Origin of the sequence: Enterobacter sp. MGH 16 (assembly GCF_000493175.1) — a bacterium.
GTDB classification, from domain to species: domain Bacteria; phylum Pseudomonadota; class Gammaproteobacteria; order Enterobacterales; family Enterobacteriaceae; genus Enterobacter; species Enterobacter roggenkampii.
Genome location: NZ_KI535695.1, coordinates 1,194,584 through 1,219,406, shown reverse-complemented (window position 1 = coordinate 1,219,406; position 24,823 = coordinate 1,194,584). Strand labels below are relative to the sequence as shown.

The following is a 24,823-nucleotide window of genomic DNA, read 5'->3' as shown; positions in this document are numbered from 1 at the left end:
GCTACGCCTTACCCGGCCTACGGGTTTGGTAGACCCGGTAAGCTTGCGCCACCGGGCTTTACCCTGTCAGAGCGCTTTCAGAATCGCATCCACGCTGGCTTTGGCATCGCCAAACAGCATGTGGGTGTTCTCTTTGAAGAACAGCGGGTTCTGCACCCCGGCATAGCCGGTATTCATTGAGCGCTTAAACACGATCACGTTCTGCGCCTTCCACACTTCCAGAACCGGCATCCCGGCGATTGGGCTACGCGGATCGTCCTGCGCCGCCGGGTTAACGGTGTCGTTAGCCCCAATGACCAGCACGGTGTCGGTGTCGGCGAAATCATCGTTGATCTCGTCCATCTCCAGCACGATGTCGTAAGGCACTTTCGCTTCCGCCAGCAGCACGTTCATGTGGCCTGGCAGACGCCCCGCCACCGGATGAATACCAAAACGCACCTTGATGCCGCGCGCGCGCAGCTTCTCGGTGATTTCCGCGACCGGATACTGCGCCTGTGCCACCGCCATGCCGTAGCCCGGGGTGATAATGACCGAGTGCGAGTTTTTGAGCATCTCGGCGGTATCTTCCGCGCTGATCTCACGGTGCTCCCCCACTTCCTCATCGGAGCCGGTAGACGAGCCGTCAGAACCAAAGCCACCGGCGATGACGCTGATGAACGAGCGGTTCATCGCCTTACACATGATGTAAGACAGGATCGCACCCGAAGAACCCACCAGCGCACCGGTGACGATCAGCAGGTCGTTGCTCAGCATAAAGCCCGCCGCCGCCGCCGCCCAACCGGAGTAGGAGTTCAGCATGGAGACCACTACTGGCATATCCGCACCACCGATGGACGCCACCAGATGCCAGCCGAAGGCCAGCGCGATGATAGTCATCACCAGCAACGCCAGCACCTGCAGACCGACGCTTTCGGTACGCACGAAGACCACCAGCAGCACAAACGATACCACCAGCGCCGCCAGGTTCAGCTTATGACGGTTTGGCAGCATCAGCGGCTTAGAGGAGATCTTCCCGCGCAGCTTACCGAACGCGACAATGGAACCGGTGAAGGTGACCGCACCGATGAAGATACCGAGGAACACTTCCGTCAGGTGAATATTCACCAGAATCGGTTCCAGACCTGGCGTGTGGTACAGGTAGCTATTGAAGCCCACCAGCACTGCGGCCAGACCCACAAAGCTGTGCAGAATCGCCACCAGCTCCGGCATCTCGGTCATTTCAACGCGTTTCGCCAGGCGAATACCAATCGCACCGCCGATGATCATCGCCACCAGGATCCACGCCACGTTGCCGGTGTCCGGCCCGAAGATGGTGGCAATCAGCGCAATCGCCATCCCGGCGATACCAAAGTTATTCCCCTGCTGAGACGTTTCGTGTTTGGAAAGCCCCGCCAGACTGAAAATAAACAGGATTGCAGCAACAATGTATGCGGCTGTCACTAATCCTCCAGACATATGCTACCCCTTAGCCTTTACGAAACATTTTCAGCATGCGCTGAGTCACGGTGAAACCACCGAAAATATTGATACTGGCGATCAGCACCGCGATAAAGCTCAGGAAGCTGATCCAGCCGCCGTGGCCAATCTGCAGTAACGCCCCCACCACGATGATCCCGGAGATGGCGTTGGTTACCGACATCAGCGGCGTATGCAGCGCATGGGAGACGTTCCACACCACGTAGTAGCCCACGACGCAGGAGAGCGCGAAGACGGTAAAGTGGCCGAGGAACTCTTTCGGCGCGACGTCAGCCAGCCAGCCGAACAGAATAATCACCAGCGCCATGATCGCGTATTTGCGCCACGGGGAAGCGGGTTTAGCGGGTTCTTTTGGCTCAGGCGCCGCTTTAGGCGCTGCCTGAGGCTGGGCCGAAACCTGAATCGGTGGCGCAGGCCAGGTAATTTCACCTTCACGCACCACGGTCACACCGCGCACCACCACGTCGTCAAAATCGACGGTGATGTTGCCGTCTTTCTCTTTGCAAAGCAGCTTCAGCAGGTTGACGAGGTTGGTGCCGTACAGCTGAGACGATTGCGTCGGCAGGCGACCCGGCAGATCGGTATAGCCGATCACCTTCACGCCGTTTGCGGTCGTGGTCACCTGATTTGCTACGGTATATTCGCAGTTGCCGCCGTTTTGCGCGGCCAGGTCGACAATCACGCTGCCCGGCTTCATGGAGTCCACCATCTCACGGGTAATCAGCTTCGGCGCCGGTTTACCCGGGATAAGCGCGGTGGTCACAATGATGTCGACATCTTTCGCCTGCGCGGCGAAGAGTTCCATTTCGGCTTTGATAAAGGCTTCGGACATCACCTTCGCATAACCATCACCGCTGCCCGCTTCTTCCTTGAAGTCCAGCTCAAGGAATTCGGCCCCCATACTCTGGACCTGTTCTTTCACCTCAGGACGGGTATCAAACGCGCGAACGATAGCGCCCAGGCTGTTTGCCGCACCGATGGCTGCAAGTCCCGCCACGCCCGCGCCAATCACCATCACCTTCGCCGGAGGGACTTTACCCGCCGCGGTGATCTGACCGGTAAAGAAGCGACCAAATTCGTGGGCCGCTTCAACGATGGCGCGGTAGCCCGCAATGTTTGCCATCGAACTTAAGGCGTCCAGCGACTGGGCGCGCGAAATACGCGGCACGGAGTCCATCGCCATCACGGTGACGCCGCGCGCGGCCAGTTTTTCCATCAGCTCAGGATTTTGCGCAGGCCAGATAAAGCTCACCAGCGTGGTGCCCGGATTCAGCAGCGCAATCTCACTCTCTTCCGGTGCGTTGACCTTCAGAATAACCGGCGACTGCCACACGTCGGCACTGTCCACCACTTCCGCGCCAGCCTGAATAAAGGCCTCGTCATCGAAACTCGCCAGTTTGCCCGCGCCGCTTTCAACTGCGACGGTAAAACCCAGCTTAAGCAGTTGCTCCACCGTTTTCGGTGTTGCCGCTACGCGGGTTTCATTGGCTAACCGTTCTTTTGGTACCCCAATACGCATAGTTTTCCCTTCCATCGGTTTTTGATGATGGTTTAACGATAAGTGCCCGCGGTTTGTATCATTTTTCGCCATCACGCAAGCAATGAGACACAATTCACCCCGGAAAATAAAACAGTAACAAACTGTCTATAACCTACTGAAAATAGCGGCCGTGATCTACCGCCAGAAAACACTATTTCTTACTTTATCTGTGAAAAATAAGCGATCGGCGTCACTGACAGTGATATTTACCTTAAATTCATCGCCAGAACCGATAATTCGCGCAAGCGAAGCGGTAAAAACATGATATAGCGCCATAAGAGAACAACTTATTAACATTAAATTAACTTGTAAAAGTCATAAGCTTTATCAGTTTTACTTGTCAAACGCGTGTTTTTTCAACATATCACTAAATGTTATCGAATAAGGTGATTCAGTGAGCACAGGCAGTGAAAAATGGCGCAGACAGCGACGGGTTTTAAATGCCATAATCGGGACCGTCTCAAATTAACAACAATACCAGTACATGGTTTGCGCAAGGCGAAGGATCATTTTTATGAAGCTTAAGAACACACTCCTGGCGTCCGCACTTCTCTCCGCGACCGCCCTGTCTGCGAATGCCGCAACAGAGTTAACGCCGGAGCAAGCGGCAGCGTTAAAACCTTTTGACCATAAGGTCATTGTGGGTCGTTATAATTCTATTGGCGACGCCGTCGCCGCTGCATCAAAGGCCGCTGATAAAAACGGGGCAGCCTCGTTTTATGTTGTTGACCAGTCTGATAACGGCAACAGCGGTAACCAGCGCGTGACCATTGCGCTGTATAAGGACAACGCGCCAAAAGCTGACGCACCGAAAAACCGCGTGATTAACGGTGTTGTTGAACTGCCGAAAGATCAGGCAATTGCGCTGGAACCGTACGACACCGTCACCGTTCAGGGCTTTTACCGCAGCCAGCCTGAAGTGAACGATGCCATCACCAAAGCCGCGAAAGAGAAAGGGGCCTACGCTTTCTACATCGTGCGTCAGGTCGATGCTAACCAGGGCGGCAACCAGCGTATTACCGCGTTCATCTATAAAGAAGATGCGAAGAAACGTGTTCTGCAGAGCCCGGATGCGATTCCGGCAAACTCAGAAGCCGGTCGCGCGGCGATAGCGAAAGGCGGCGAAGAAGCGAAGAAAGTGGAAATCCCAGGCGTCGCAACGACGGCTACGCCAAGCGCTGAAGTGGGCCGTTTCTTTGAAACGCAGTCCACGAAAGGTGGCCGCTATTCGGTTACGTTGCCAGACGGTACCAAAGTTGAAGAGCTGAACAACGCCACTGCCGCGCAGATGGTGCCGTTCGACAGCATCAAATTTACCGGCAACTACGGCAACATGACGGAAGTCTCTTACCAGGTCGCGAAGCGTGCGGCGAAGAAAGGGGCGAAGTTCTACCACATCACCCGCCAGTGGCAGGAACGTGGTAACAACGTGACCATCAGCGCCGATCTGTACAAGTAACAAAATCGTTTAAAAAAGGCGGCGCAATGCCGCCTTTTTTGTTACTTTTTTTGAATTTCTGCCACACGTCATTGCATGCTTTCGTTACACTCCGTAAAATCCCGCGCCTTAGTGTGATCCACCATTTTTATGCGCCTGAGCGAAATAATTATTCTGGATTTTGACCTTTCATAACAGGAAGCCAATGGAAAAGAAACTTGGCCTGAGTGCTCTGACTGCACTCGTTTTAAGCTCAATGCTGGGTGCGGGCGTATTCAGTTTGCCGCAAAATATGGCGGCCGTCGCCAGCCCGTCTGCCCTCATCATTGGCTGGGGCATTACGGGTGTCGGAATATTGCTGCTGGCCTTCGCCATGCTGCTGCTGACGCGCATTCGCCCGGATCTGGACGGCGGCATTTTCACCTATGCCCGTGAAGGTTTCGGCGAGCTGATTGGCTTCTGCTCCGCCTGGGGATACTGGCTGTGTGCGGTGATCGCCAACGTCTCCTATCTGGTGATCGTTTTCTCGGCCCTCAGTTTCTTTACCGATACGCCTGAGCTGCGACTCTTTGGCGACGGGAATACCTGGCAGTCTATTGTGGGCGCCTCGGTGTTACTGTGGTTCGTCCACTGGCTGGTGCTGCGCGGCGTACAAACGGCCGCCAGCATTAACCTGGTGGCGACGCTCGCGAAACTGGTTCCGCTCGGCCTGTTTATCGTTCTGGCCTTCATTGCGTTCCGTATGGACGTGTTCACGCTCGATTTCAGCGGCGTTGCGCTGGGTGTCCCCGTCTGGGAGCAGGTGAAAAACACGATGCTGATTACCCTGTGGGTGTTCATCGGTGTTGAAGGCGCGGTTGTGGTTTCCGCCCGGGCCCGAAATAAACGCGATGTGGGCCGCGCCACGCTGCTGGCGGTACTGGCTGCGCTCGGGGTCTATCTGCTGGTGACGCTGCTGTCGCTGGGCGTGGTGGCGCGTCCTGAGCTGGCTGAAATGCGTAACCCGTCAATGGCGGGCCTGATGGTGAAAATGCTCGGCCCCTGGGGCGATGTGGTGATTGCGGCGGGTCTTATCATCTCCGTCTGCGGAGCCTACCTGAGCTGGACCATCATGGCGGCTGAAGTGCCTTTCCTGGCCGCGACGCACAAGGCGTTTCCACGCCTGTTTGCGCGTCAAAACCAAAACAGCGCGCCGTCTGCCTCACTCTGGCTGACCAACATCAGCGTTCAGATCTGTCTGGTGCTGATCTGGCTCACAGGTTCAGACTATAACACGCTGCTGACCATCGCCTCGGAGATGATTCTGGTACCCTATTTCTTAGTGGGTGCGTATCTGTTAAAAATTGCCACACGCCCGGCGCATTATGTCGTGGGTGTCGGAGCCTGTATTTACGGCCTGTGGTTGTTGTATGCTTCCGGACCTATGCATCTGCTGCTGTCGGTGGTGCTGTACGCACCGGGTCTGCTGGTGTTCATCTACGCCCGCCGCACGCATCAGCTGGAGAACGCGCTGAAACGCCGTGAGATGGCCTTAATTGGACTGTTACTGGTTGCTGCCGTGCCGGCAACCTGGATGTTAGTGGGATAGCATCGCCTTTCCCATTGTTGAACTGTAAAGGAGAATACGATGGGAAATGCACCGCTTCGCCCCATACTGATCACCGGCGGAGGCCGCCGTATCGGCCTCGCCCTCGCCCATCATTTTCTCAACCTTCGCCATCCGGTCATTGTCAGCTACCGCACGGAATACCCGTCGATTGAAGGGCTGCGCAAAGCCGGGGCGGTTTGCATTCAGGCTGATTTTTCAACCGATGAAGGCATTCTGGCCTTTGCGGAAAAGGTGAAATCCACCACAACGGGTCTGCGCGCCGTGCTCCATAACGCCAGCGCATGGCAGGCCGAAAAGCCGGGTACGTCACTCAGCGAAACGCTCTCCGCCATGCTGCAGATCCACGTCAATGCCCCTTATCTGCTTAACCACGCTCTGCAGGATCTGCTCCGCGGCCACGGGCATGCTGCGGGCGACATCATTCACTTCACGGATTATGTGGTGGAGCGCGGCAGCGACAAGCACATTGCCTATGCGGCCAGTAAAGCCGCGCTGGATAATATGACCCGCTCGTTTGCCCGCAAGCTCGCCCCCGAGGTGAAGGTGAACGCCATCGCCCCGGCAATGATCTTATTCAACGAAAACGATGATGCGGAGTATCGCCAGCAGGCGCTGAATAAATCGCTGATGAAAATTGCCCCAGGCGAGAAAGAGGTCATCGACCTCGTGGATTACCTGCTCACTAGTTGCTACGTCACCGGCAGAACCTTTGCCGTGGACGGCGGCCGACCGCTGCGCTAGTGAAAGCGGCTCCAGAAGAAAATTAACACCCAGGCGCTGAGCCCCCAGCAGACCACCGCCCCGCCCAGCGCCAGGGGAAGACGCAGAAAACCGGTGAAATACCACAGCGAAAGCAGGTAGAGAAAATACGGGATGATTGACCACATGCCAAACACGATGGTCGTGCGTAACGCTTCCGTGCCGCGTTCAGACGCCACAATATAGTGGGCAATGAGTGCAAAGGTCGGGAAGAGAGGGATCAGCCCGGCAATATAGTAGTTTTTCGTTTTTGCCAGAATGCCAATCAGCAACACCACCAGCGCACCCAGCGCGGCTTTGATCACCAGAGCCATCGTTTTCCTTATAATAATCAACTCACCCTATGGGCCAGAATAACGGAACCGGCGTTAATTTTGAAAGATTAATGGAAGGTTAAGGTTTCGCGGTGTATGTTGGCTTTTTTCACGAAAACAGACGCTGTATGAATAAGATTGTTTATGTTGAAGACGAACCCGAAGTCGGGCAGCTGATCGCCGCCTATCTGGGTAAACATGATATGGACGTCATTGTTGAACCTCGTGGCGATCGTGCCGAAGAGGTGGTCGTCCGTGAAAACCCGGATCTGGTATTGCTGGATATTATGTTGCCGGGCAAAGACGGCATGACGCTCTGCCGCGACCTGCGCGCCCGTTGGGAGGGCCCTATCGTCCTGCTCACCTCACTGGACAGCGATATGAACCATATTTTGTCGCTGGAGATGGGTGCCAATGATTACATTCTGAAAACCACACCGCCTGCCGTCCTGCTCGCTCGCCTGCGCCTCCATTTACGCCAGCACGCCAGCATCGAACGCGAAGCACCGGCGCCGTCTCTGACGCCGCACAAAGCGATGCGCTTCGGTACGCTGTCTATTGATCCGATTAACCGTCAGGTGCTGCTCTCTGGCGAGCTTATCGCCCTTTCCACCGCAGATTTTGACCTGCTGTGGGAGCTGGCAACTCATGCCGGGCAGATCATGGACCGTGACGCGCTCCTGAAAAACCTGCGTGGCGTAAGCTATGACGGAATGGACCGCAGCGTGGACGTGGCGATTTCGCGTCTGCGCAAAAAACTGCAGGATAACGCCACCGAGCCCTACCGCATTAAAACCGTGCGTAACAAGGGCTATCTGTTTGCCCCACATGCGTGGGAAACCTGATCGCCGGACAGGATAACCTGCGCGAAATAAAGGCATTACGCGAGAATGCCCTTCTTTCGCGCGTTTATTTTTACGTTTGCGCAACAATTAACTTGCTAAGCACGCAAACTATTCCATAATTACCTTCTCGACTCTCCTTTCTTCAGCTCGCCCCGCTCTTGCGATTGTTTTACTCATTTTCGCCGTGAAGCTTTCACGACATCTCTCCAATAAATCTTGAAATGAGGATTTAAGCTCATGAATTATGTATAGCTACGGTCAGGTAGAAGCGATAAAAACCAATCTTGAGTGGATTGTTAATCAGGCAACCCTGAACCACGCCTCCCCCTCACGTACCGATCAAAAAGCGCTCTTTGACCTGCTGGAACTCATCCAGTCTTACGAAATACTGCTGGATCTCATCAGCGAATACGGAACGGATGTGATTGATACGCACATTGCAGAAGGCCTGGCCGTGACGGAAAAATTCATCGCCAAGGTAAAAAACAGCGCGAAAGCCGTCTAACACGCTCGACAGACGTGAAAAACTCGAAGGGTTTTCATGTATATTCTGCACATAGCGTTTTTGCGGTGAGATCCAATGAAAAAGCTGTTTGTGCAGTTTTATCTTTTACTGTTTGTCTGCTTCCTGGTGATGACCATGCTGGTCGGCCTGGTCTATAAATTTACCGCCGAACGCGCGGGCAGGCAGTCTCTGGATGACCTGATGAAAAGCTCGCTGTATTTGATGCGTAGCGAGCTGAGAGAGATCCCGCCACACGACTGGGCGAAAACCCTGAAAGAGCTGGATCTCAATCTGTCATTCGATTTACGCATTGAGCCGTTGAAAGATTTCGATCTGGACCCGCCCGCCATGCAGCGTCTGCGCGACGGGGATATCGTCGCGCTGGATGAGAAATACACCTTTATCCAGCGAATTCCGCGCAGCCATTACGTGCTGGCCGTCGGGCCGGTGCCCTATCTCTATTATCTGCATCAGATGCGCCTGCTGGACATGGCGCTGATGGCCTTTATCGCCATTTCACTCGCGTTTCCGGTTTTTATCTGGATGCGCCCGCACTGGCAGGACATGCTGAAACTCGAATCCGCCGCGCAGCGTTTTGGCGAGGGGCATTTTACAGAGCGTATTCACTTCGACAGCGGTTCCAGCTTTGAACGTCTGGGGGTGGCCTTTAACCAGATGGCCGATAACATCAATGCCCTTATCGCCAGCAAGAAACAGCTGATCGACGGAATTGCGCACGAGCTGCGCACGCCGCTGGTACGCCTGCGCTATCGTCTGGAGATGAGCGAGAATCTGACGGAAGCGGAGTCTCAGGCGCTTAACCGCGACATTGGCCAGCTTGAGGCGCTGATTGAGGAGCTGCTGACCTACGCGCGCCTCGATCGCCCGCAAAACGAGCTGAACCTCAGCACGCCGGATCTGCCCGCCTGGCTGCAAACCCACATTGACGACGTTCAGAGCGTGAACCCGCAGCGCACGCTGTTGACGCGCGTCACGCCGGGTGACTACGGCGCGCTCGATATGCGCCTGATGGAGCGCGTGCTGGACAATCTGATGAACAACGCCATGCGCTACAGCGAAAGTACGCTGCAGATTGGGCTGGATCTGCAGGGCAATCAGGCCAGCCTGACCGTTGAGGATGACGGGCCGGGGATTGCGCCGGAGGCACGCGAAACCGTGTTTGAACCGTTTGTCCGCCTCGATCCCAGCCGCGATCGCGCCACCGGCGGATGCGGTCTGGGGCTGGCAATCGTCCACTCTATCGCGCAGGCGATGGGCGGCACGGTGCATTGCGAAGAGAGCGAGCTCGGCGGCGCGCGCTTCTGCTTTAGCTGGCCGGTGTACCATAACATCGCCCTTCCCGTCCCTGCCTGACTTCAACCGCACGCTGGCCTGACCCGGCGTGCTGTGCTATATGATAAGTATGTTGTAACTAATGAGAGTGCTTATGGCGACCTACGATCTTATCGAACGGCTGAACAGCACGTTTCGGGAAATAGAACACGAGCTGCTGACCCTGACAGAACGTTTGCAGACCTGCCGCCTGCTGGCCGCGCGCGTCTTTACCCTGCCCGAGGTGGCCAAAGGGGCCGAGCACGATCCGCTGGACACCATCGACGTGAAGCAGCACATCGGCAAGGTCGCACTGGAGCTGGCGATGAAGCACTATCGCCATCTTTTTATCCAGCAGCAGTCTGAACAGCGCAGCAGCAAGGCGGCCGTGCGGCTGCCGGGCGTGATCTGTCTGCAAACCGATGCAGTAGCGCGCGAGGCGCTGGAAAGCCAGATTGCCCATATCAACAGTCTGAAAGCGGCATTTGAGAAAATCGTTACCGAAGAGTCTGGCCTGGCCCCCGCCGCCCGGTTTGAGTGGGTGCACCGTCAGCTTCCGGGGTTAATTACCCTGAATGCCTATCGCACGCTGACGGTTCTGCGCCATCCCGCCACGCTGCGCTTCGGCTGGGCGAATAAGCACATCATTAAAAACTTCACCCGGGATGAAATTCTGGCGCAGCTGGAAAAGAGCCTGAAGACGCCGCGCACCGTCGCGCCGTGGTCGCGTGAGCAGTGGATCGAACGCCTGGAGCAGGAGTACCACAGCATCGCCTCGCTACCGGCGGATACGCGCCTCAAAATTAAGCGCCCGGTGAAGGTGCAGCCTATTGCCCGCGTCTGGTACTCCGGTCAGCAAAAACAGGTGCAGTACGCCTGTCCGACGCCGCTGATTGCGCTTTATGATGCCGATCAGGGGGCTATCGTGCCGGATATTGGTGAGTTGCTGAATTACGATGCTGAAAATGTCCAGCACCGCTACCGACCTCAGGCGCAGCCGCTTCAGCTCATTATTCCGCGACTGCACCTGTACGTGGCGAGTTGATTATTTCAGACTGCCAACCATCGCCTCAGGGCGCACCCAGGCATCAAACTCCGCCTCCGTCAGATAGCCCAGCGCCAGGGCGGAGGCTTTCAGCGTCAGCCCCTCCTTATGCGCTTTTTTGGCGATCTCGGCGGCTTTATCGTAGCCGATATGGGTATTGAGCGCGGTCACCAACATCAGCGACTCATTTAACAGCTGGCTGATGCGCTCGCGGTTTGGCTCGATCCCCACCGCGCAGTGCTCGTTAAAGCTCTCCATGCCGTCCGCCAGCAGACGAATTGATTGCAGAACGTTGTGGATCACCATCGGTCGATAGACGTTCAGCTCGAAGTTGCCGGATGCACCGCCCAGGTTGACGGCCACGTCGTTGCCCATTACCTGACAGCAGAGCATAGTCATGGCTTCGCACTGGGTCGGGTTGACTTTACCCGGCATGATGGAGCTGCCCGGCTCGTTTTCCGGAATGCTGATTTCACCGATGCCGCAGCGCGGGCCCGAGGCCAGCCAGCGCACGTCGTTGGCGATTTTCATTAGCGACGCCGCCAGCCCTTTCAGCGCGCCGTGGGTGTGGACCAGCGCATCGCAGGTCGCCAGCGCTTCGAACTTGTTGGGCGCCGTGACGAACGGCTGTCCGGTTATGGCCGCAAGTTCCTCCGCCACGCGCACCGCATACTCCGGATGGGTGTTTAACCCGGTGCCGACCGCCGTGCCGCCGAGCGCCAGCTCCGCCAGGTGCGGCAGGCTGTTTTCAATATGCTTCAGGTTGTGTTCCAGCATCGCCACCCAGCCGGAAATCTCCTGGCCGAGCGTCAGCGGCGTGGCGTCCTGCAGGTGCGTACGGCCAATTTTGACGATATCGCGGAAGGCCTGCGCTTTCTCGTTGAGCGTGGATTTGAGGACGTTGAGCTGGGGGATAAGCTGCTCGCGGATAGCAATCACCGCCGCCACGTGCATGGCCGTGGGGAAGACGTCGTTAGAACTCTGGCTCTTGTTGACGTCATCGTTCGGGTGTACCTTGCGCTCCATGCCGCGCACGCCGCCCAGCAGTTCGCTGGCCCGGTTCGCCAGCACTTCGTTCATGTTCATGTTGCTCTGGGTGCCGGAACCGGTCTGCCAGATGGCGAGCGGAAATTCGTCGGGATGCTTGCCCGCCAGCACTTCGTCGGCGGCATTTATGATGGCGGTGGCCTTGTCTGCCGCCAGCAGGCCTAAATCCTGGTTCACTTTCGCGGCTGCACGTTTGGTGAGCGCCAGCGCCTGAATCAGCGAAACGGGCATTTTTTCAGTCGAGATACGGAAATGCTCCAGCGAACGCTGGGTTTGCGCGCCCCATAGCTTGTCGGCCGGGACGTCGATGGCGCCCATCGAGTCTTTCTCATGGCGTACCGTGGTCATTACTTTCTCCTTGATAACACTGTCGGGATTGCTCACATGCTTAAGGGATAAGTATTGATGACTTCTGAGAAACGGTATGGCGCTTTGTGCGCTCTTTTTGGTGTCGGGTGGCGGCTTCGCCTTACCCGACCTACGAGAATGTAGGCCGGGTAAGCGTCAGCGCCACCCGGCATTTTCTTCAGACTACTTCACACACGCCGAACACTGAGAAGACTGGATCTGTTTGAAGAAGTCGTTGCCTTTGTCATCCACGAGGATAAACGCCGGGAAGTCTTCCACCTCAATTTTCCAGATCGCTTCCATGCCCAGTTCCGGGTATTCCACGCACTCCAGGCTCTTGATGCTGCCCTGCGCCAGCACCGCAGCCGGGCCGCCGATGCTGCCGAGGTAGAAGCCGCCGTGCTTGTGGCAGGCGTCCGTTACCTGCTGGCTGCGGTTGCCTTTCGCCAGCATGATCATGCTGCCGCCGTTAGCCTGCAGCTGGTCGACGTACGAGTCCATACGGCCCGCCGTGGTTGGGCCTAATGAACCAGAGGCATAGCCTTCAGGCGTTTTCGCCGGGCCCGCGTAGTAGATCGGGTGATCTTTAATGTACTGCGGCAGCCCTTCGCCGTTGTCCAGGCGCTCTTTCAGCTTCGCGTGCGCGATGTCGCGGCCCACGATAATCGTGCCGTTGAGGGAGAGACGGGTCGAAACCGGATACTGAGACAGCTGCGCCAGGATCTCTTTCATCGGACGGTTCAGGTCAACGCGAACCGCTTCCCCCTCGCCCGCTTTGCGCAGCGCTTCCGGAATGTATTTACCCGGGTTGTTTTCCAGTTTTTCGATCCACACGCCTTCGCGGTTGATCTTGGCCTTGATGTTGCGATCCGCAGAGCAGGAGACGCCCATCCCGACCGGACAGGATGCACCGTGACGCGGCAGACGGATCACGCGCACGTCGTGGGCGAAGTATTTACCGCCAAACTGCGCGCCGAGGCCCAGATTGCGCGCTTCTTCCAGCAGCTCCTGCTCAAGCTGCACGTCGCGGAACGCCTGGCCGTGCTCGTTACCTTCGGTTGGCAGGCCATCGTAGTATTTGGTTGAGGCCAGCTTCACGGTCTTCAGCGTGCTTTCCGCCGAGGTACCGCCAATCACAAACGCGATATGGTACGGCGGGCACGCCGCGGTGCCGAGGGTGCGCATCTTCTCAACCAGGTAGTTCTTCAGCTTGCCCGGGGTGAGCAGCGCTTTGGTCTCCTGATAGAGATAGGTTTTGTTGGCCGAACCGCCGCCTTTGGCGATGCAGAGGAATTTGTACTCATCCCCGTCGACGCTGTAGAGGTCAATCTGTGCAGGCAGGTTAGTGCCGGTGTTGACCTCTTTGTACATGTCCAGCGCCGCGTTTTGCGAATAGCGCAGGTTGTCTTCGGTGTAGGTGTTGTAGACGCCGTGCGCCAGCGCCGCTTCATCGCCGCCGCCGGTCCAGACGCGCTGGCCTTTTTTACCGACGATGATCGCCGTGCCGGTATCCTGGCAGGTAGGCAGAATGCCTTTCGCCGCGATATCGGAGTTACGCAGGAACTGCAGGGCAACGTACTTGTCGTTTTCGCTGGCTTCCGGGTCGCTCAGAATATCGGCCACCTGCTGCTGGTGCGCAGGACGGAGCATAAACGAGGCGTCGTGGAAAGCATGCTGCGCCAGCAGCGTCAGCGCCTGCGGATCCACCTTGAGGATCTCTTGTCCTTCAAACTCAGAGACGGAGACGTGATCGCGGGTTAACAGGTAATACTCGGTCTGATCCTGACTGAGGGGGAAAGGATCCTGATAATGGAAGGGTTTATTCGACATTGGTCTCTCACTTACTGCTTCGGTCTGTTTATTCAGGGCAGATGTTCCGCTGCCCGGCTTAAAAGCGAGTCAGCTTATCCTACACAATTTTTTAACAAAAACTGAGACTAGTACGACTTTTTACATCCACAGGTTACTTCCAGGTGGTTTATTGCTTTAATACCCGGAGTTTATTCCACATTTGAATCAGGGCTTGATAATGCAAAAACTCATCAACTCAGTGCAAAACTACGCCTGGGGAAGTAAAACTGCGTTAACGGATCTCTACGGTATCGCGAACCCAAACAACCTGCCGATGGCAGAACTGTGGATGGGGGCGCACCCGAAGAGCAGCTCAAAAATTGAAGACGCCAGCGGCCAGGCACGCAGCCTGCGCGACGTGATTGACGGCGATAAAGCCGCGCTGCTGGGCGACAAGGTGGCTCAGCGCTTTGGCGAACTGCCGTTCCTGTTTAAAGTGCTGTGCGCTGACCAGCCGCTCTCCATCCAGGTTCATCCGAACAAGCAAGCGTCTGAAATCGGCTTTGCGAAAGAGAACGCGGCGGGTATTCCGTTAGACGCCGCCGAGCGTAACTACAAAGATCCTAACCACAAGCCGGAGCTGGTGTTCGCGCTGACGCCGTTCCTGGCGATGAACGCGTTCCGCGAATTTTCAGAGATTATCTCCCTGCTGCAACCGGTCGCGGGTGCCAATAACGCTATCGCGCATTTCCTTGAAAACCCGAATGCCGAGGCGCTAAGCCAGCTGTTTGCCAGCCTGCTGAACATGCAGGGTGAAGAGAAATCCCACGCCCTGGCGGTACTGAAAGCGGCCCTGGAGAGCCAGCAAGGTGAACCGTGGGAGACCATCCGTCTTATTGCGCAGTTCTATCCGGACGACAGCGGCCTGTTCTCCCCTCTGCTGCTGAACGTGGTGAAGCTGAATCCGGGTGAAGCAATGTTCCTGTTCGCGGAAACCCCGCACGCCTATCTGCAGGGCGTGGCGCTGGAGGTGATGGCCAACTCTGACAACGTGCTGCGCGCGGGCCTGACGCCGAAATACATCGACATCCCCGAGCTGGTTGCCAACGTCAAGTTCGTGGCGAAACCCGCCGCGGAGCTGCTGACTCAGCCGGTGAAAAACGGCGCAGAGCTGGACTTCCCGATTCCGGTTGAGGATTTTGCTTTCTCCCTGCACGACCTGAGCCAGACAGAAACGACCATCGCACAGGAAAGTGCGGCGATCCTGTTCTGCGTGGAAGGCGAAGCGACGCTGCACAAAGGCGAACAGCGTCTGGTGCTTAAGCCCGGTGAATCAGCATTCGTTGCAGCCAATGAGTCTCCGGTTAGCGTAAGCGGCACCGGTCGACTGGCGCGCGTTTTCAATAAGCTTTAAGCACTTACTGAATTTTTTAACAACTCTTGCTAAGCTAGTTGCAGGCTTAATATCTCAGGCGGTTTTTACCGCCTGGTTTCATTTTAGGGATAGTCGCAATGAAAAAATCGGTCGTAGCGGTAGGAGTGATTGTAGCGTTAGGCGTGGTCTGGACGGGTGCCTCCTGGTTTACCGGGAAACAGCTGGAAGGACGCCTGGCTGAAATGGTGGCGCAGGCTAACGGAGAGATTAAGCGCAGCGCGCCGGAAGCGGGCCTTGAGCTGAGCTACCAGAATTATGAGCGCGGCGTGTTTACCAGCCGTATGCAGGTAGTGGTGAAGCCGGTTGCCGGTACGGAAAACGGCTGGCTGAAACCGGGGCAGAGCGTGGTGCTGGATGAAGTGGTCAGCCACGGTCCATTCCCGCTGGCGCAGCTAAAGTCGTTTAACCTGATCCCGTCAATGGCGTCCGTTCACACGGTCCTGGTGAATAACGACGTCACCAAACCGCTGTTCGACCTGGCAAAAAATACCTCACCTTTCGAAATCGACACCCGCATCAGCTATGCCGGTGACACCAGTTCCGATATCGCGCTGAAAGCGCTGAACTACGAGAAAGAGAATGAGAAAGTCGCCTTTAGCGGTGGTCACTTCAAACTTGACGCGGACCGCGACGGGAACGTGTTCTCCCTGACGGGTGAAGCGGAAAGTGGCCTGGTCAACGCCGTGAACGAATACAATCAAAAAGTTCAGCTCACCTTCAACAACCTGAAGGCCGACGGCAACAGCCGCATGACCGATTTTAAAGAGCGTATCGGCGATCAGAAACTGTCTCTCGATAAAGTCGCCATTGCGGTTGAAGGCAAAGAGATGGCCGTGCTGGAAGGCATGGACGTCAACGGCAAATCCGACGTGTCCAAAGACGGTAAGAGCATCAATACCCAGCTGGATTACACGCTGAAGAGCCTGAAAGTGCAGAATCAGGATCTGGGCACCGGCAAACTGTCGCTGAAGATCGGCAACATCGACGGCCAGGCGTGGCACGAATTTAGCCAGAAATACAGCAAAGAGAGCCAGGCGCTGCTGACCGATGCCGCGCTGCAGCAGAACCCGGAAGTGTACCAGCAGCAGGCGATGGCGGTGCTGTTCAACAACCTGCCGATCCTGCTGAAAGGCGAGCCGGTGATCACCGTTGCGCCGCTGAGCTGGAAAAACAGCAAAGGCGAAACCAGCTTTAACCTGTCGCTGTTCCTGAAGGATCCGGCCACCGCCACGGGTGAACCGCAGACGCTGGCGCAGGAAGTGGATCGCAGCGTGAAGTCGCTCGACAGCAAGCTGACCATCCCGATGGATATGGCGACCGAGTTTATGACCCAGATTGCGAAGCTGGAAGGCTACGGCGATGAAGATGCCGGCAAGCTGGCGAACCAGCAGGTGAAAGGTCTGGCGGCCATGGGCCAGATGTTCCGCATCACGAAGGTGGACAACAACACGATTTCCACCAGCCTGCAGTACGCCAACGGCCAGGTCACGCTCAACGGCGACAAAATGCCGCTGGAGGATTTTGTCGGCATGTTTGGCATGCCTGCTCTGGGGATGCCGGAACCGGCTGAACCGGCAGCGCCAGCCGAACCGGCGGCACCGCAGCAGTAAACGTCAAAACCCCTCGCATGAGGGGTTTTTTATTGCCGGGTGGCGCTGACGCTTACCCGGCCTACGATTCCGGGCCGTTGTAGGCCCGCGCAAGCGCAGCGACGCCGGGCGATATTATTTCACCGTCACTAACCGCGCCGCCACAATCTGGTGCCCGGCCTGAACATCCGTATTGTCGATGCGCTGCATGATCCTGTCCGCCAGGGTGTAGCCCATCTCCCGCGCTGGGGTCGTGGCCCAGACGATCGGCAGATCGTCGAGCGCGTTTTCACCGACGTCGGCGAACGCCCCCAGCGCCACCTGGTGGCCGAAGAAGGTTTCCACCCCGCCCTCGCCGCTCTGACGCCCGGCGCGGATCAGGCCAAACCAGGCGCCCATGGCGATCACATCGTTATAGCAAATGACGGCGCTGATGGTCGGGCTGCTGCGCAGCAGCGCGCCTATCGCTTCCGCCGCCATCTTCTGGCTGGACTCACACTCAACAACCCACTCGCTGTGGAACGGCAGGCCGTATTTAATCAGCGTCGCGCAGTAGCCGCCGACCCGTTCGGCGCGGGTCAGGGACGAGCTTTTGCCGCCCAGCCAGGCAATGCGCTGATGGCCGCGACGAATAAGATGCTCGGTCAGCATTTGCGCAGCCTGCATGTTATCCGGGCGCAGCGTATCGGCTTCATCGAGGTAGCTGGCGCGTGAAGCAAACACCAGCGGCACGCCTTTTTCAGCGGCACGCTCGCACAGCTCGCTGCCCACGCCCGACGCCCCGGCGACGATTACCCCGTCCACCCCCTGATTCAGCAGCATATCGAGCCGGGAAAGCAGCTGATCGGCCTCGCGACCGCCGTGAAGCAGAAAGACCATCCGCCCCTGCGCTTCAAGCGCTTCGGTTAAGCCGGCGGTCAGCTCCGCATAGAAAGGTGACGTCAGGTCACGGACAATCAGGCCAATCACCCCGCTTTGCCCGCCGCGCAGCGCCGACGCCTGGCGGTTTCGCACAAAGCCCAACTGCTCAACCGCCTCATTCACCCGCTGACCGGTCGCGGGAGAGATGCGTCCTTTGCCGCTGAGTACCAGAGAAACGGTGCTGACGGAAACCCCCGCCGCCAGCGCGACATCGTTGATGGTGACTTTTTTCGCTACAGCCATGTGTTGGCGTGACTCCCTGAAAAATGAGATCGGTAAAACGTTTTATCAATACGTTATCTTTATACTACCAGTCAAAGCCTGAGAATGTGATTTAGCGCGCACTAAACTTTGATAAAACGTTTTATCTTCTCGCAGCATTGAAGCAGACAAACTGATTTTAACAATAAAGGAGTCGTTTTATGACGGCGAAAGCAGCACAAAAAATATCGCTGTGGGAATTTTTCCAGCAACTGGGTAAAACCTTTATGCTGCCCGTGGCGCTTCTCTCGTTCTGCGGGATCATGCTCGGGATCGGCAGTTCGCTCAGCAGTAAAGACGTCATCACGTTGATCCCCTTCCTCGGCGCGCCCGTGCTGCAGGCGATCTTTATCTGGATGAGTAAAGTCGGCTCCTTTGCCTTCAGTTTCCTGCCCGTGATGTTCTGTATCGCAATCCCGCTGGGCCTGGCCCGCGAGAACAAAGGCGTCGCGGCGTTTGCCGGTTTTGTGGGCTACGCGGTGATGAACCTGGCGGTTAACTTCTGGCTGACCGCGAAAGGCATACTGCCGACCACCGACGCCGCCGTGCTGAAGGCCAACAACATTCAGAGCGTGATTGGCATCCAGTCTATTGATACCGGGATCCTCGGGGCGGTGATCGCCGGGGTAATTATCTGGATGCTGCACGAGCGCTTCCACAATATCCGCCTGCCGGATGCCCTGGCCTTCTTCGGCGGCACCCGCTTTGTCCCAATTGTGACCCTGGTGGTAATGGGACTGTTTGGTCTGATTATTCCGCTGATTTGGCCAGTTTTCGCTATGGGCATCAACGGCATTGGCCGCATCATTAACGGCGCGGGAGATTTTGGTCCGATGATCTTCGGCACCGGCGAGCGTCTTCTGCTGCCGTTTGGCCTGCAGCATATCCTGGTGGCCCTGATTCGCTTCACCGAAGCGGGCGGCACCATGGAGGTGTGCGGTCACGACGTGAGCGGCGCGCTGACTATCTTCCAGGCACAGCTGAGCTGCCCGACGACACACGGCTTCTCCGAAAGCGCAACCCGCTTCCTGTCTCAGGGTAAAATGCCTGCCTTCCTCGGCGGCCTGCCGGGTGCTGCGCTGGCAATGTACCACTGCGCGCGCCCGGAAAACCGTCATAAAATTAAAGGCCTGCTGATTTCCGGCGTGATCGCCTGCGTCGTGGGCGGTACCACCGAGCCTATCGAGTTCCTGTTCCTGTTCGTCGCGCCGGTGCTGTATCTGATTCACGCGGTGCTGACCGGTCTGGGCTTCACCGTGATGGCGGTGCTGGGCGTCACCATCGGCAACACTGACGGTAACGTGATCGACTTCGTGGTGTTCGGGATCCTGCACGGCCTGTCGACTAAGTGGTATCTGGTCCCGGTCGTGGCGGCAATCTGGTTTGCGGTGTACTACGGGATCTTCCGCTTCGCCATCACCCGCTTTAACCTGAAAACGCCAGGACGCGATATTGATACGGCCACCAGCGTTGAACAGGCGGTTGCCGGTACCGTGGGCAAATCCGGCTATAACACCCCTGCCATTCTGGCGGCGCTGGGCGGTGCGGATAACATCACCTCGCTGGATAACTGCATTACCCGCCTGCGTTTGTCGGTGGCGGATATGTCGAAAGTGGATACCAACGCCCTCAAGGCCAACCGGGCCATCGGCGTGGTACAGTTAAACCAGCACAATTTGCAGGTGGTTATCGGCCCGCAGGTACAGTCAGTGAAAGATGAGCTGGCGACCCTGATGCGAACAGTAGAAGCCTGATGCCTCAGCCCCCTCACCATGAGGGGGTTTTACGTTAAGGATTAAAGCATGTTTGATTTCTCAACCGTCGTGGATCGACACGGCACCTGGTGTACGCAGTGGGACTATGTCGCCGACCGCTTTGGCGCGGCGGATCTGCTGCCCTTCACCATCTCGGATATGGATTTCGCCACCGCCCCCTGCATAACCGACGCGCTGCAACAGCGCATTCATCACGGCGTGTTTGGCTATAGCCGCTGGAAAAACGACGAGTTTCTCGCCGCCGTCGCACACTGGTTCCAGCAGCGCTTTAACACCCGAATTGATATCGAAAGCGTGGTTTATGGCCCCTCCGTCATCTACATGGTCTCGGAACTGATTCGCCTCTGGTCAAAACCCGACGACGGCGTGGTGGTTCACACCCCGGCATACGATGCCTTTTACAAAGCCATAGAGGGTAACGGGCGTCGTGTTGTGGCGGCTGAAATGGAAAAACAGGCCGCTGGCTGGCAGGGCAATATGGCAGCCCTCGAAGCGGCGCTGGCGAAACCGGAAAACAAAATTTTGCTGCTGTGCAGCCCGCAGAATCCGACCGGCAAGGTCTGGACGCGGGATGAATTGACGCAGATGGCGGAACTCTGCGAGCGCTATGACGTGGCGGTTATCAGCGATGAAATCCATATGGACATGGTGTGGGGAGAACATCGTCACACGCCGTGGACCGCAGTGGCGCGGAGCAAATGGGCGCTTCTGACCTCCGGTTCGAAAAGCTTTAACATTCCGGCGCTGACGGGGGCTTATGGCCTGATCGGCGATGAAGAGAGCCGTAACGGCTATCTCAGCGCGTTAAAAGGTCGGGACGGGCTCTCTTCCCCTTCCGTGCTGGCGCTAACGGCGCATATCGCCGCCTATCAGCAAGGGGGGCCGTGGCTGGATGCCCTGCGGGGTTATCTGGAAGAGAATCTGTTGTATATCGCTCAGGAAGTAAACCGCGCTTTTCCGAAACTCAACTGGCAGCCGCCGGAAGCGACCTATCTGGCCTGGATCGATCTGCGTCCGCTGAACATTGACGATCGGGCGCTGCAAAAAGTGCTGATCGAGCAGCAAAAGGTCGCCATCATGCCGGGATATACCTATGGAAAAGAGGGAAATGGCTTCGTACGCCTGAATGCGGGCTGCCCGCGCAGCAAGCTGGAGCAAGGGGTTCAACGCCTGATTGCCGGCATTAATACGCTTCTGTAATCAATTTGCGCAACGGAATATTCCCTTGCGCAAATAGCTTTTTACCCCGTTTTGTTTTTATAATATGGCGCACTTTAACCAGAAAAGAGTGCGACCATGATTGATACACGCCTGCCTTTAACTGATATTCATCGTCACCTTGACGGTAACATTCGTGCCCAAACCATCCTCGATCTTGGCCGCCAGTTCAATTTAACGCTTCCTGCTCAGACCCTTGAGTCCCTGATCCCTCACGTGCAGGTGACCTCTAATGAACCGGACCTGGTCAGCTTCCTGAGCAAACTCGACTGGGGCGTGAAAATGCTGGCGTCGCTGGATGCCTGCCGCCGCGTGGCGTTTGAGAACATCGAAGATGCCGCCCGCAACGGCCTGCACTACGTCGAGCTGCGCTTCTCGCCGGGCTACATGGCGATGACCCACAACCTGCCCGTTGCAGGCGTCGTGGAAGCCGTCATTGAAGGCGTCCGCGAAGGGTGCAAAACCTTCGACGTTCAGGCTCGCCTGATCGGCATCATGAGCCGTACCTTCGGTGAAGCCGCCTGCCTGCAGGAGCTGGAAGCGCTGCTGGCCCATCGCGATGCCATCACCGCCGTCGATCTCGCCGGTGACGAGCTGGGCTTCCCGGGCAGCCTGTTCCTCTCCCACTTCAACCGCGCGCGCGATGCCGGCTGGCACATTACCGTGCACGCGGGTGAAGCGGCTGGCCCGGAAAGCATCTGGCAGGCCATCCGCGAGCTGGGCGCCGAACGTATCGGTCACGGCGTGAAGGCGGTAGAAGACCGCGCCCTGATGGATTTCCTGGCGGAGCAGCGCATCGGGATTGAGTCGTGCCTGACGTCTAACATTCAGACCAGCACCGTAGCATCGCTGTCGCAGCACCCGCTGAAAACCTTCCTCGAGCACGGCGTGCTGGCCTCGCTGAATACGGACGATCCGGCGGTTCAGGGCGTGGATATCATCCACGAGTACAACATCGCCGCACCGCAGGCGGGGTTGAGCCGCGAGCAGATCCGTCAGGCGCAGATCAACGGGCTGGAGATCGCCTTCCTGACGCCTGCGGAGAAGCAGGCGCTGCGGGATAAGGTGGCAACCGCGTAACCCCTTTTGCCGGGTGGCGGCTACGCCTCACCCGGCCTACAGCAACGTCAAAAACTTATGCCAGACAGAGCGTCGCGCGATGTTTGGCAGATTCGATCCCCAGCTCAATCAGCTCCATAATCTGTATTGCCTGGCTGGCCGGAACCGGATTCTCTCCCGTGCCGTTCAGCGCATCGCGAATAGCGGCATAATACGCCGGATAGTTACCCGGTATCGTCAGCAAGGTCTCTTCGACCAGCTCCTCGCCTTCCACCCGCGTGACGACGCCGTCGCGCATATCATAGCCCCAGTCTTCCTGCGGCAGACGCTCACCGTTTTTCAGCCTGTCTTCCTGCGGATCGAGACCAAACTTCACGTAGCTGCCGCGCGTGCCGTGAATAATGTAACGGGCAGATTCTGCCGCCGCGACCATCGTCCCGTGCAGCACAATTCGCCGCTGCGGGTAACTGAGCACCGCGTGGAAGTAATCGGTCGTCTGCGCACCGGGCCTGAGCTGGGCCAGATCGACCGTCATGCTCACCGGCAGGCCAAAGAGATTGACGGCCTGATCCAGCAGATGCGGGGCTAAATCATACCAGATACCGCTGCCAGGACCGGCCTGCTCGCGCCAGCGGTTTCGTACCTGCGGGCGAAAGCGGTCAAAGTGAGACTCAAAAAAGAGGATCTCCCCTAACGTACCTTCACTGAGAAGCCGTTTTACCGTCAGAAAATCGCTGTCCCAGCGTCGGTTATGGAACACCGACAGCAGCCTGCCCAGACTCTTTGCCAGCGCATCCAGCTCGCGCGCCTGTGACAGCGTCACGGTAAAGGGCTTATCGACAACCACATGCTTCCCGGCTTCCAGCGCGGCCTTTGCCAGCGGAAAGTGGGTATCGTTCGGCGTGGGAATGACGATTAAATCAATGTTTGGATCGTTGAAAAGATGTTTTGGCTCGGAGACAACCGGCACAGAAGGCCAGTCTGCATGGACTTTAGCAGCGTCGCTGCTGGATACCGCCGCCAGCGCCATCTCCGGCGTCCCTGCTATCAGAGGCGCATGAAACGTTTTGCTCGCGTACCCGTAACCAATAAGCCCAACGCGGATATTATCACTCATAGTGTCATCCTCTTTTAAGTCGTTCTTATTTCACACTGGCTAGTCTGGCATTACCACGGATTAATAATGTGCCGTATGACGTAAAATAGCAGGTTATACGGATTGTTTTTGTTACATAGTATTAACCTACTGATTTTGTTTAAGGGAACCGTTCCCAAAGCCCTTGCCGTCAGAGAAACGTCGCTGTAACATTTGCGCCCTGTCTTTATGGATAAAGTACAATTACACATCATGACGTCAATTATTAATCGAATCATTGAATTAGCGGGATGGATTGTCCTTGGGGTGTCGGTCATTTTGCTGGGCGTTGCCAGCCATATCGATAACTACCAGCCGCCGGAGCCTATCACTGTCGCTCAACCTAAGTAACCGGTTACTGCAATAAAGAGTGACATAATATGTCAGTTACTTATTGCCAGCCCTGGTGAACACGGTTAACCTTCTCTTCCAGGCATCGTCTGATGCCTGAATTTCAGCAAAGAAAACTCCTAATTTCGTCGCGTTACCTGAGTGGGCTGTTTACGTCTTTATTAATCCGTTTATTATTCGAACGAATTACCTTAACTGGTATTACTCACTTTTATATGGAAACTTATTAATATGACAGTTCAGGACTATTTATTAAAATTTCGCAAGATCAATTCGCTTGAGAGCCTGGAAAAACTGTTTGACCATCTGAACTACACCCTGTCGGATAATCAGGAAATCATTAATATGTATCGCGCCGCTGACCATCGCCGTGCGGAGCTGGTCTCCGGTGGCCGTTTGTTCAACGTCGGCGAAGTGCCAAAGTCCGTATGGCGTTACGTTTTATAAGAAAGTAGCCATCCGCGCGAAATGTTATATACTCTCCGCCCTGCCAACTGGCTGTACAACATTTCGCGCAGATTATGGGAGAGTTCATGACCGCAACGCCTGGAGAACGCATTGGAGGCTGGTTAATCGCCCCACTGGCATGGCTGCTGGTTGCCTTATTAAGCGCATCACTTGCGCTGCTGCTTTATACCACCGCACTGATTACCCCTCACGCCATTCAGACCCTGTTGTCGCAAAGCGTGCTTAATATTGCTTTGTGGTTTGTGTCGTTCGTTTTCGCGATCGGGATGTGGTACTACACGCTGTGGCTGACCATCGCCTTCTTTAAGCGCCGTAAGAATGTGCCTAAGCACTACATTATCTGGCTGCTGGTTTCGGTCCTGCTGGCGGTGAAGGCGTTTGCTTTTTCGCCCGTTTCAGACGCGCTGGCCGTTCGTCAGCTGCTTTTCCCGTTGCTGGCCGCGGCGCTGCTGGTGCCCTACTTCAAGCGTTCGACGCGGGTGAAAAACACCTTCGTGAACCCGTAATAACCCTACAGATAACCTGTTGTCGCCTGCCTGGGTTTGTCCGATAATAGGCGGCT

22 protein-coding genes are annotated in these 24,823 nt (G+C 56.6%); 15 read left to right on the top strand and 7 right to left on the bottom strand.

The genetic code is table 11. The features are described from left to right. Positions 1-66 precede the first annotated feature (66 nt). Positions 67-1,455: a Re/Si-specific NAD(P)(+) transhydrogenase subunit beta gene (gene pntB / locus L362_RS16815; protein WP_021241158.1), complete on the bottom strand. Its 1,389-nt coding sequence runs from the start codon at positions 1,453-1,455 to the stop codon at positions 67-69. Between the two features lie 10 nt (positions 1,456-1,465). After that, entirely contained in the window at positions 1,466-2,995 is a 1,530-nt protein-coding gene (gene pntA, locus L362_RS16820) for a Re/Si-specific NAD(P)(+) transhydrogenase subunit alpha (protein ID WP_021241157.1), read from the bottom strand. A gap of 535 nt (positions 2,996-3,530) precedes the next feature. Here pntA and ydgH point away from each other — a divergent pair. The 3 genes from ydgH (at position 3,531) to folM (ending at position 6,804) form a co-directional block, all read left to right on the top strand. Beyond that, entirely contained in the window at positions 3,531-4,475 is a 945-nt protein-coding gene (gene ydgH / locus L362_RS16825) for a DUF1471 family protein YdgH (RefSeq protein ID WP_023327293.1), read from the top strand. Between the two features lie 184 nt (positions 4,476-4,659). After that, positions 4,660-6,042 carry an amino acid permease gene (locus L362_RS16830; protein WP_023292612.1) on the top strand — a complete coding sequence of 461 codons (1,383 nt, stop codon included), beginning with the start codon at positions 4,660-4,662 and terminating at the stop codon, positions 6,040-6,042. A 39-nt stretch (positions 6,043-6,081) separates the two neighbouring features. After that, positions 6,082-6,804 (top strand): dihydromonapterin reductase, encoded by a 723-nt coding sequence (folM, locus tag L362_RS16835; protein WP_008500548.1) that lies wholly within the window; start codon positions 6,082-6,084, stop codon positions 6,802-6,804. On the opposite strand, the gene L362_RS16840 is transcribed toward folM, so the two are convergent. After that, positions 6,801-7,136, bottom strand: coding sequence for a GlpM family protein (locus L362_RS16840; protein WP_021241155.1), 336 nt, complete (start codon positions 7,134-7,136; stop codon positions 6,801-6,803). The genes folM and L362_RS16840 overlap by 4 nt on opposite strands. A 128-nt stretch (positions 7,137-7,264) precedes the next feature. On the opposite strand from L362_RS16840, the gene rstA reads away from it, so the two are divergent. From rstA to tus, 4 genes are all read left to right on the top strand, one after another. Continuing rightward, a complete protein-coding gene (gene rstA / locus L362_RS16845; protein ID WP_021241154.1) occupies positions 7,265-7,981 on the top strand; it encodes a two-component system response regulator RstA in 717 nt (238 codons plus the stop codon). Positions 7,982-8,225: 244 nt separating this feature from the next. Further along, positions 8,226-8,486, top strand: a complete 261-nt coding sequence (locus L362_RS16850) for a hypothetical protein (protein WP_008500551.1) — start codon at positions 8,226-8,228, stop codon at positions 8,484-8,486. 75 nt (positions 8,487-8,561) lie between these two features. Continuing rightward, on the top strand, positions 8,562-9,860 hold the full coding sequence (gene rstB / locus L362_RS16855; RefSeq protein WP_023343989.1) for a two-component system sensor histidine kinase RstB: 1,299 nt from the start codon (positions 8,562-8,564) through the stop codon (positions 9,858-9,860). A gap of 73 nt (positions 9,861-9,933) precedes the next feature. Beyond that, positions 9,934-10,863 carry a DNA replication terminus site-binding protein gene (gene tus, locus L362_RS16860; RefSeq protein ID WP_023343988.1) on the top strand — a complete coding sequence of 310 codons (930 nt, stop codon included), beginning with the start codon at positions 9,934-9,936 and terminating at the stop codon, positions 10,861-10,863. Here tus and fumC read toward each other — a convergent pair whose 3' ends face one another. Together fumC and fumA are read right to left on the bottom strand one after the other, a co-directional pair. Next, complete coding sequence (fumC, locus tag L362_RS16865) at positions 10,864-12,258, bottom strand: class II fumarate hydratase (RefSeq protein WP_023343987.1); 1,395 nt, start codon at positions 12,256-12,258, stop codon at positions 10,864-10,866. It abuts the gene before it with no gap. Positions 12,259-12,441: 183 nt separating this feature from the next. Next, positions 12,442-14,088 (bottom strand): class I fumarate hydratase FumA, encoded by a 1,647-nt coding sequence (fumA, locus tag L362_RS16870; RefSeq protein WP_023343986.1) that lies wholly within the window; start codon positions 14,086-14,088, stop codon positions 12,442-12,444. 199 nt (positions 14,089-14,287) lie between these two features. Between fumA and manA the strand changes: the two genes are divergently transcribed. Both manA and L362_RS16880 read left to right on the top strand, forming a co-directional pair. Beyond that, positions 14,288-15,463 (top strand): mannose-6-phosphate isomerase, encoded by a 1,176-nt coding sequence (gene manA, locus L362_RS16875; RefSeq protein WP_023343985.1) that lies wholly within the window; start codon positions 14,288-14,290, stop codon positions 15,461-15,463. A 98-nt stretch (positions 15,464-15,561) separates the two neighbouring features. Then, the gene (locus L362_RS16880) at positions 15,562-17,094 is read left to right on the top strand and encodes a YdgA family protein (RefSeq protein ID WP_008500557.1); all 1,533 of its coding nucleotides are present in this window, start codon (positions 15,562-15,564) and stop codon (positions 17,092-17,094) included. Positions 17,095-17,208: 114 nt separating this feature from the next. Here the strand turns inward: L362_RS16880 and L362_RS16885 are convergent, their stop codons facing one another. After that, entirely contained in the window at positions 17,209-18,237 is a 1,029-nt protein-coding gene (locus L362_RS16885) for a Mal regulon transcriptional regulator MalI (RefSeq protein WP_021241148.1), read from the bottom strand. A gap of 179 nt (positions 18,238-18,416) precedes the next feature. Here L362_RS16885 and malX point away from each other — a divergent pair, with 179 nt between their 5' ends. The 3 genes from malX (at position 18,417) to add (ending at position 22,328) form a co-directional block, all read left to right on the top strand. After that, positions 18,417-20,009: a maltose/glucose-specific PTS transporter subunit IIBC gene (gene malX, locus L362_RS16890; RefSeq protein ID WP_023343984.1), complete on the top strand. Its 1,593-nt coding sequence runs from the start codon at positions 18,417-18,419 to the stop codon at positions 20,007-20,009. Positions 20,010-20,057: 48 nt separating this feature from the next. Then, complete coding sequence (locus L362_RS16895; protein WP_023343983.1) at positions 20,058-21,230, top strand: MalY/PatB family protein; 1,173 nt, start codon at positions 20,058-20,060, stop codon at positions 21,228-21,230. A gap of 96 nt (positions 21,231-21,326) precedes the next feature. Then, the gene (gene add / locus L362_RS16900) at positions 21,327-22,328 is read left to right on the top strand and encodes an adenosine deaminase (protein ID WP_023343982.1); all 1,002 of its coding nucleotides are present in this window, start codon (positions 21,327-21,329) and stop codon (positions 22,326-22,328) included. Between the two features lie 55 nt (positions 22,329-22,383). On the opposite strand, the gene L362_RS16905 is transcribed toward add, so the two are convergent. Then, complete coding sequence (locus L362_RS16905) at positions 22,384-23,424, bottom strand: oxidoreductase (RefSeq protein ID WP_023343981.1); 1,041 nt, start codon at positions 23,422-23,424, stop codon at positions 22,384-22,386. A gap of 243 nt (positions 23,425-23,667) precedes the next feature. On the opposite strand from L362_RS16905, the gene blr reads away from it, so the two are divergent. The 3 genes from blr to L362_RS16915 all read left to right on the top strand — a co-directional run bounded on the left by blr (position 23,668) and on the right by L362_RS16915 (position 24,767). Beyond that, positions 23,668-23,793: a division septum protein Blr gene (blr, locus tag L362_RS0122875; protein WP_196231163.1), complete on the top strand. Its 126-nt coding sequence runs from the start codon at positions 23,668-23,670 to the stop codon at positions 23,791-23,793. 231 nt (positions 23,794-24,024) lie between these two features. Next, positions 24,025-24,240, top strand: coding sequence for a transcription modulator YdgT (ydgT, locus tag L362_RS16910; protein ID WP_006174966.1), 216 nt, complete (start codon positions 24,025-24,027; stop codon positions 24,238-24,240). Positions 24,241-24,326: 86 nt separating this feature from the next. Next, positions 24,327-24,767 (top strand): DUF2569 domain-containing protein, encoded by a 441-nt coding sequence (locus L362_RS16915; RefSeq protein WP_021241142.1) that lies wholly within the window; start codon positions 24,327-24,329, stop codon positions 24,765-24,767. Positions 24,768-24,823: the final 56 nt, after the last annotated feature.

Coding starts and splice junctions, on each gene's coding strand:
- pntB (WP_021241158.1), bottom strand. CDS start 1,455: ATGTCTGGAGGATTAGTGACAGCCGCATACATTGTTGCTGCAATCCTG.
- pntA (WP_021241157.1), bottom strand. CDS start 2,995: ATGCGTATTGGGGTACCAAAAGAACGGTTAGCCAATGAAACCCGCGTA.
- ydgH (WP_023327293.1), top strand. CDS start 3,531: ATGAAGCTTAAGAACACACTCCTGGCGTCCGCACTTCTCTCCGCGACC.
- L362_RS16830 (WP_023292612.1), top strand. CDS start 4,660: ATGGAAAAGAAACTTGGCCTGAGTGCTCTGACTGCACTCGTTTTAAGC.
- folM (WP_008500548.1), top strand. CDS start 6,082: ATGGGAAATGCACCGCTTCGCCCCATACTGATCACCGGCGGAGGCCGC.
- L362_RS16840 (WP_021241155.1), bottom strand. CDS start 7,136: ATGGCTCTGGTGATCAAAGCCGCGCTGGGTGCGCTGGTGGTGTTGCTG.
- rstA (WP_021241154.1), top strand. CDS start 7,265: ATGAATAAGATTGTTTATGTTGAAGACGAACCCGAAGTCGGGCAGCTG.
- L362_RS16850 (WP_008500551.1), top strand. CDS start 8,226: ATGTATAGCTACGGTCAGGTAGAAGCGATAAAAACCAATCTTGAGTGG.
- rstB (WP_023343989.1), top strand. CDS start 8,562: ATGAAAAAGCTGTTTGTGCAGTTTTATCTTTTACTGTTTGTCTGCTTC.
- tus (WP_023343988.1), top strand. CDS start 9,934: ATGGCGACCTACGATCTTATCGAACGGCTGAACAGCACGTTTCGGGAA.
- fumC (WP_023343987.1), bottom strand. CDS start 12,258: ATGACCACGGTACGCCATGAGAAAGACTCGATGGGCGCCATCGACGTC.
- fumA (WP_023343986.1), bottom strand. CDS start 14,088: ATGTCGAATAAACCCTTCCATTATCAGGATCCTTTCCCCCTCAGTCAG.
- manA (WP_023343985.1), top strand. CDS start 14,288: ATGCAAAAACTCATCAACTCAGTGCAAAACTACGCCTGGGGAAGTAAA.
- L362_RS16880 (WP_008500557.1), top strand. CDS start 15,562: ATGAAAAAATCGGTCGTAGCGGTAGGAGTGATTGTAGCGTTAGGCGTG.
- L362_RS16885 (WP_021241148.1), bottom strand. CDS start 18,237: ATGGCTGTAGCGAAAAAAGTCACCATCAACGATGTCGCGCTGGCGGCG.
- malX (WP_023343984.1), top strand. CDS start 18,417: ATGACGGCGAAAGCAGCACAAAAAATATCGCTGTGGGAATTTTTCCAG.
- L362_RS16895 (WP_023343983.1), top strand. CDS start 20,058: ATGTTTGATTTCTCAACCGTCGTGGATCGACACGGCACCTGGTGTACG.
- add (WP_023343982.1), top strand. CDS start 21,327: ATGATTGATACACGCCTGCCTTTAACTGATATTCATCGTCACCTTGAC.
- L362_RS16905 (WP_023343981.1), bottom strand. CDS start 23,424: ATGAGTGATAATATCCGCGTTGGGCTTATTGGTTACGGGTACGCGAGC.
- ydgT (WP_006174966.1), top strand. CDS start 24,025: ATGACAGTTCAGGACTATTTATTAAAATTTCGCAAGATCAATTCGCTT.
- L362_RS16915 (WP_021241142.1), top strand. CDS start 24,327: ATGACCGCAACGCCTGGAGAACGCATTGGAGGCTGGTTAATCGCCCCA.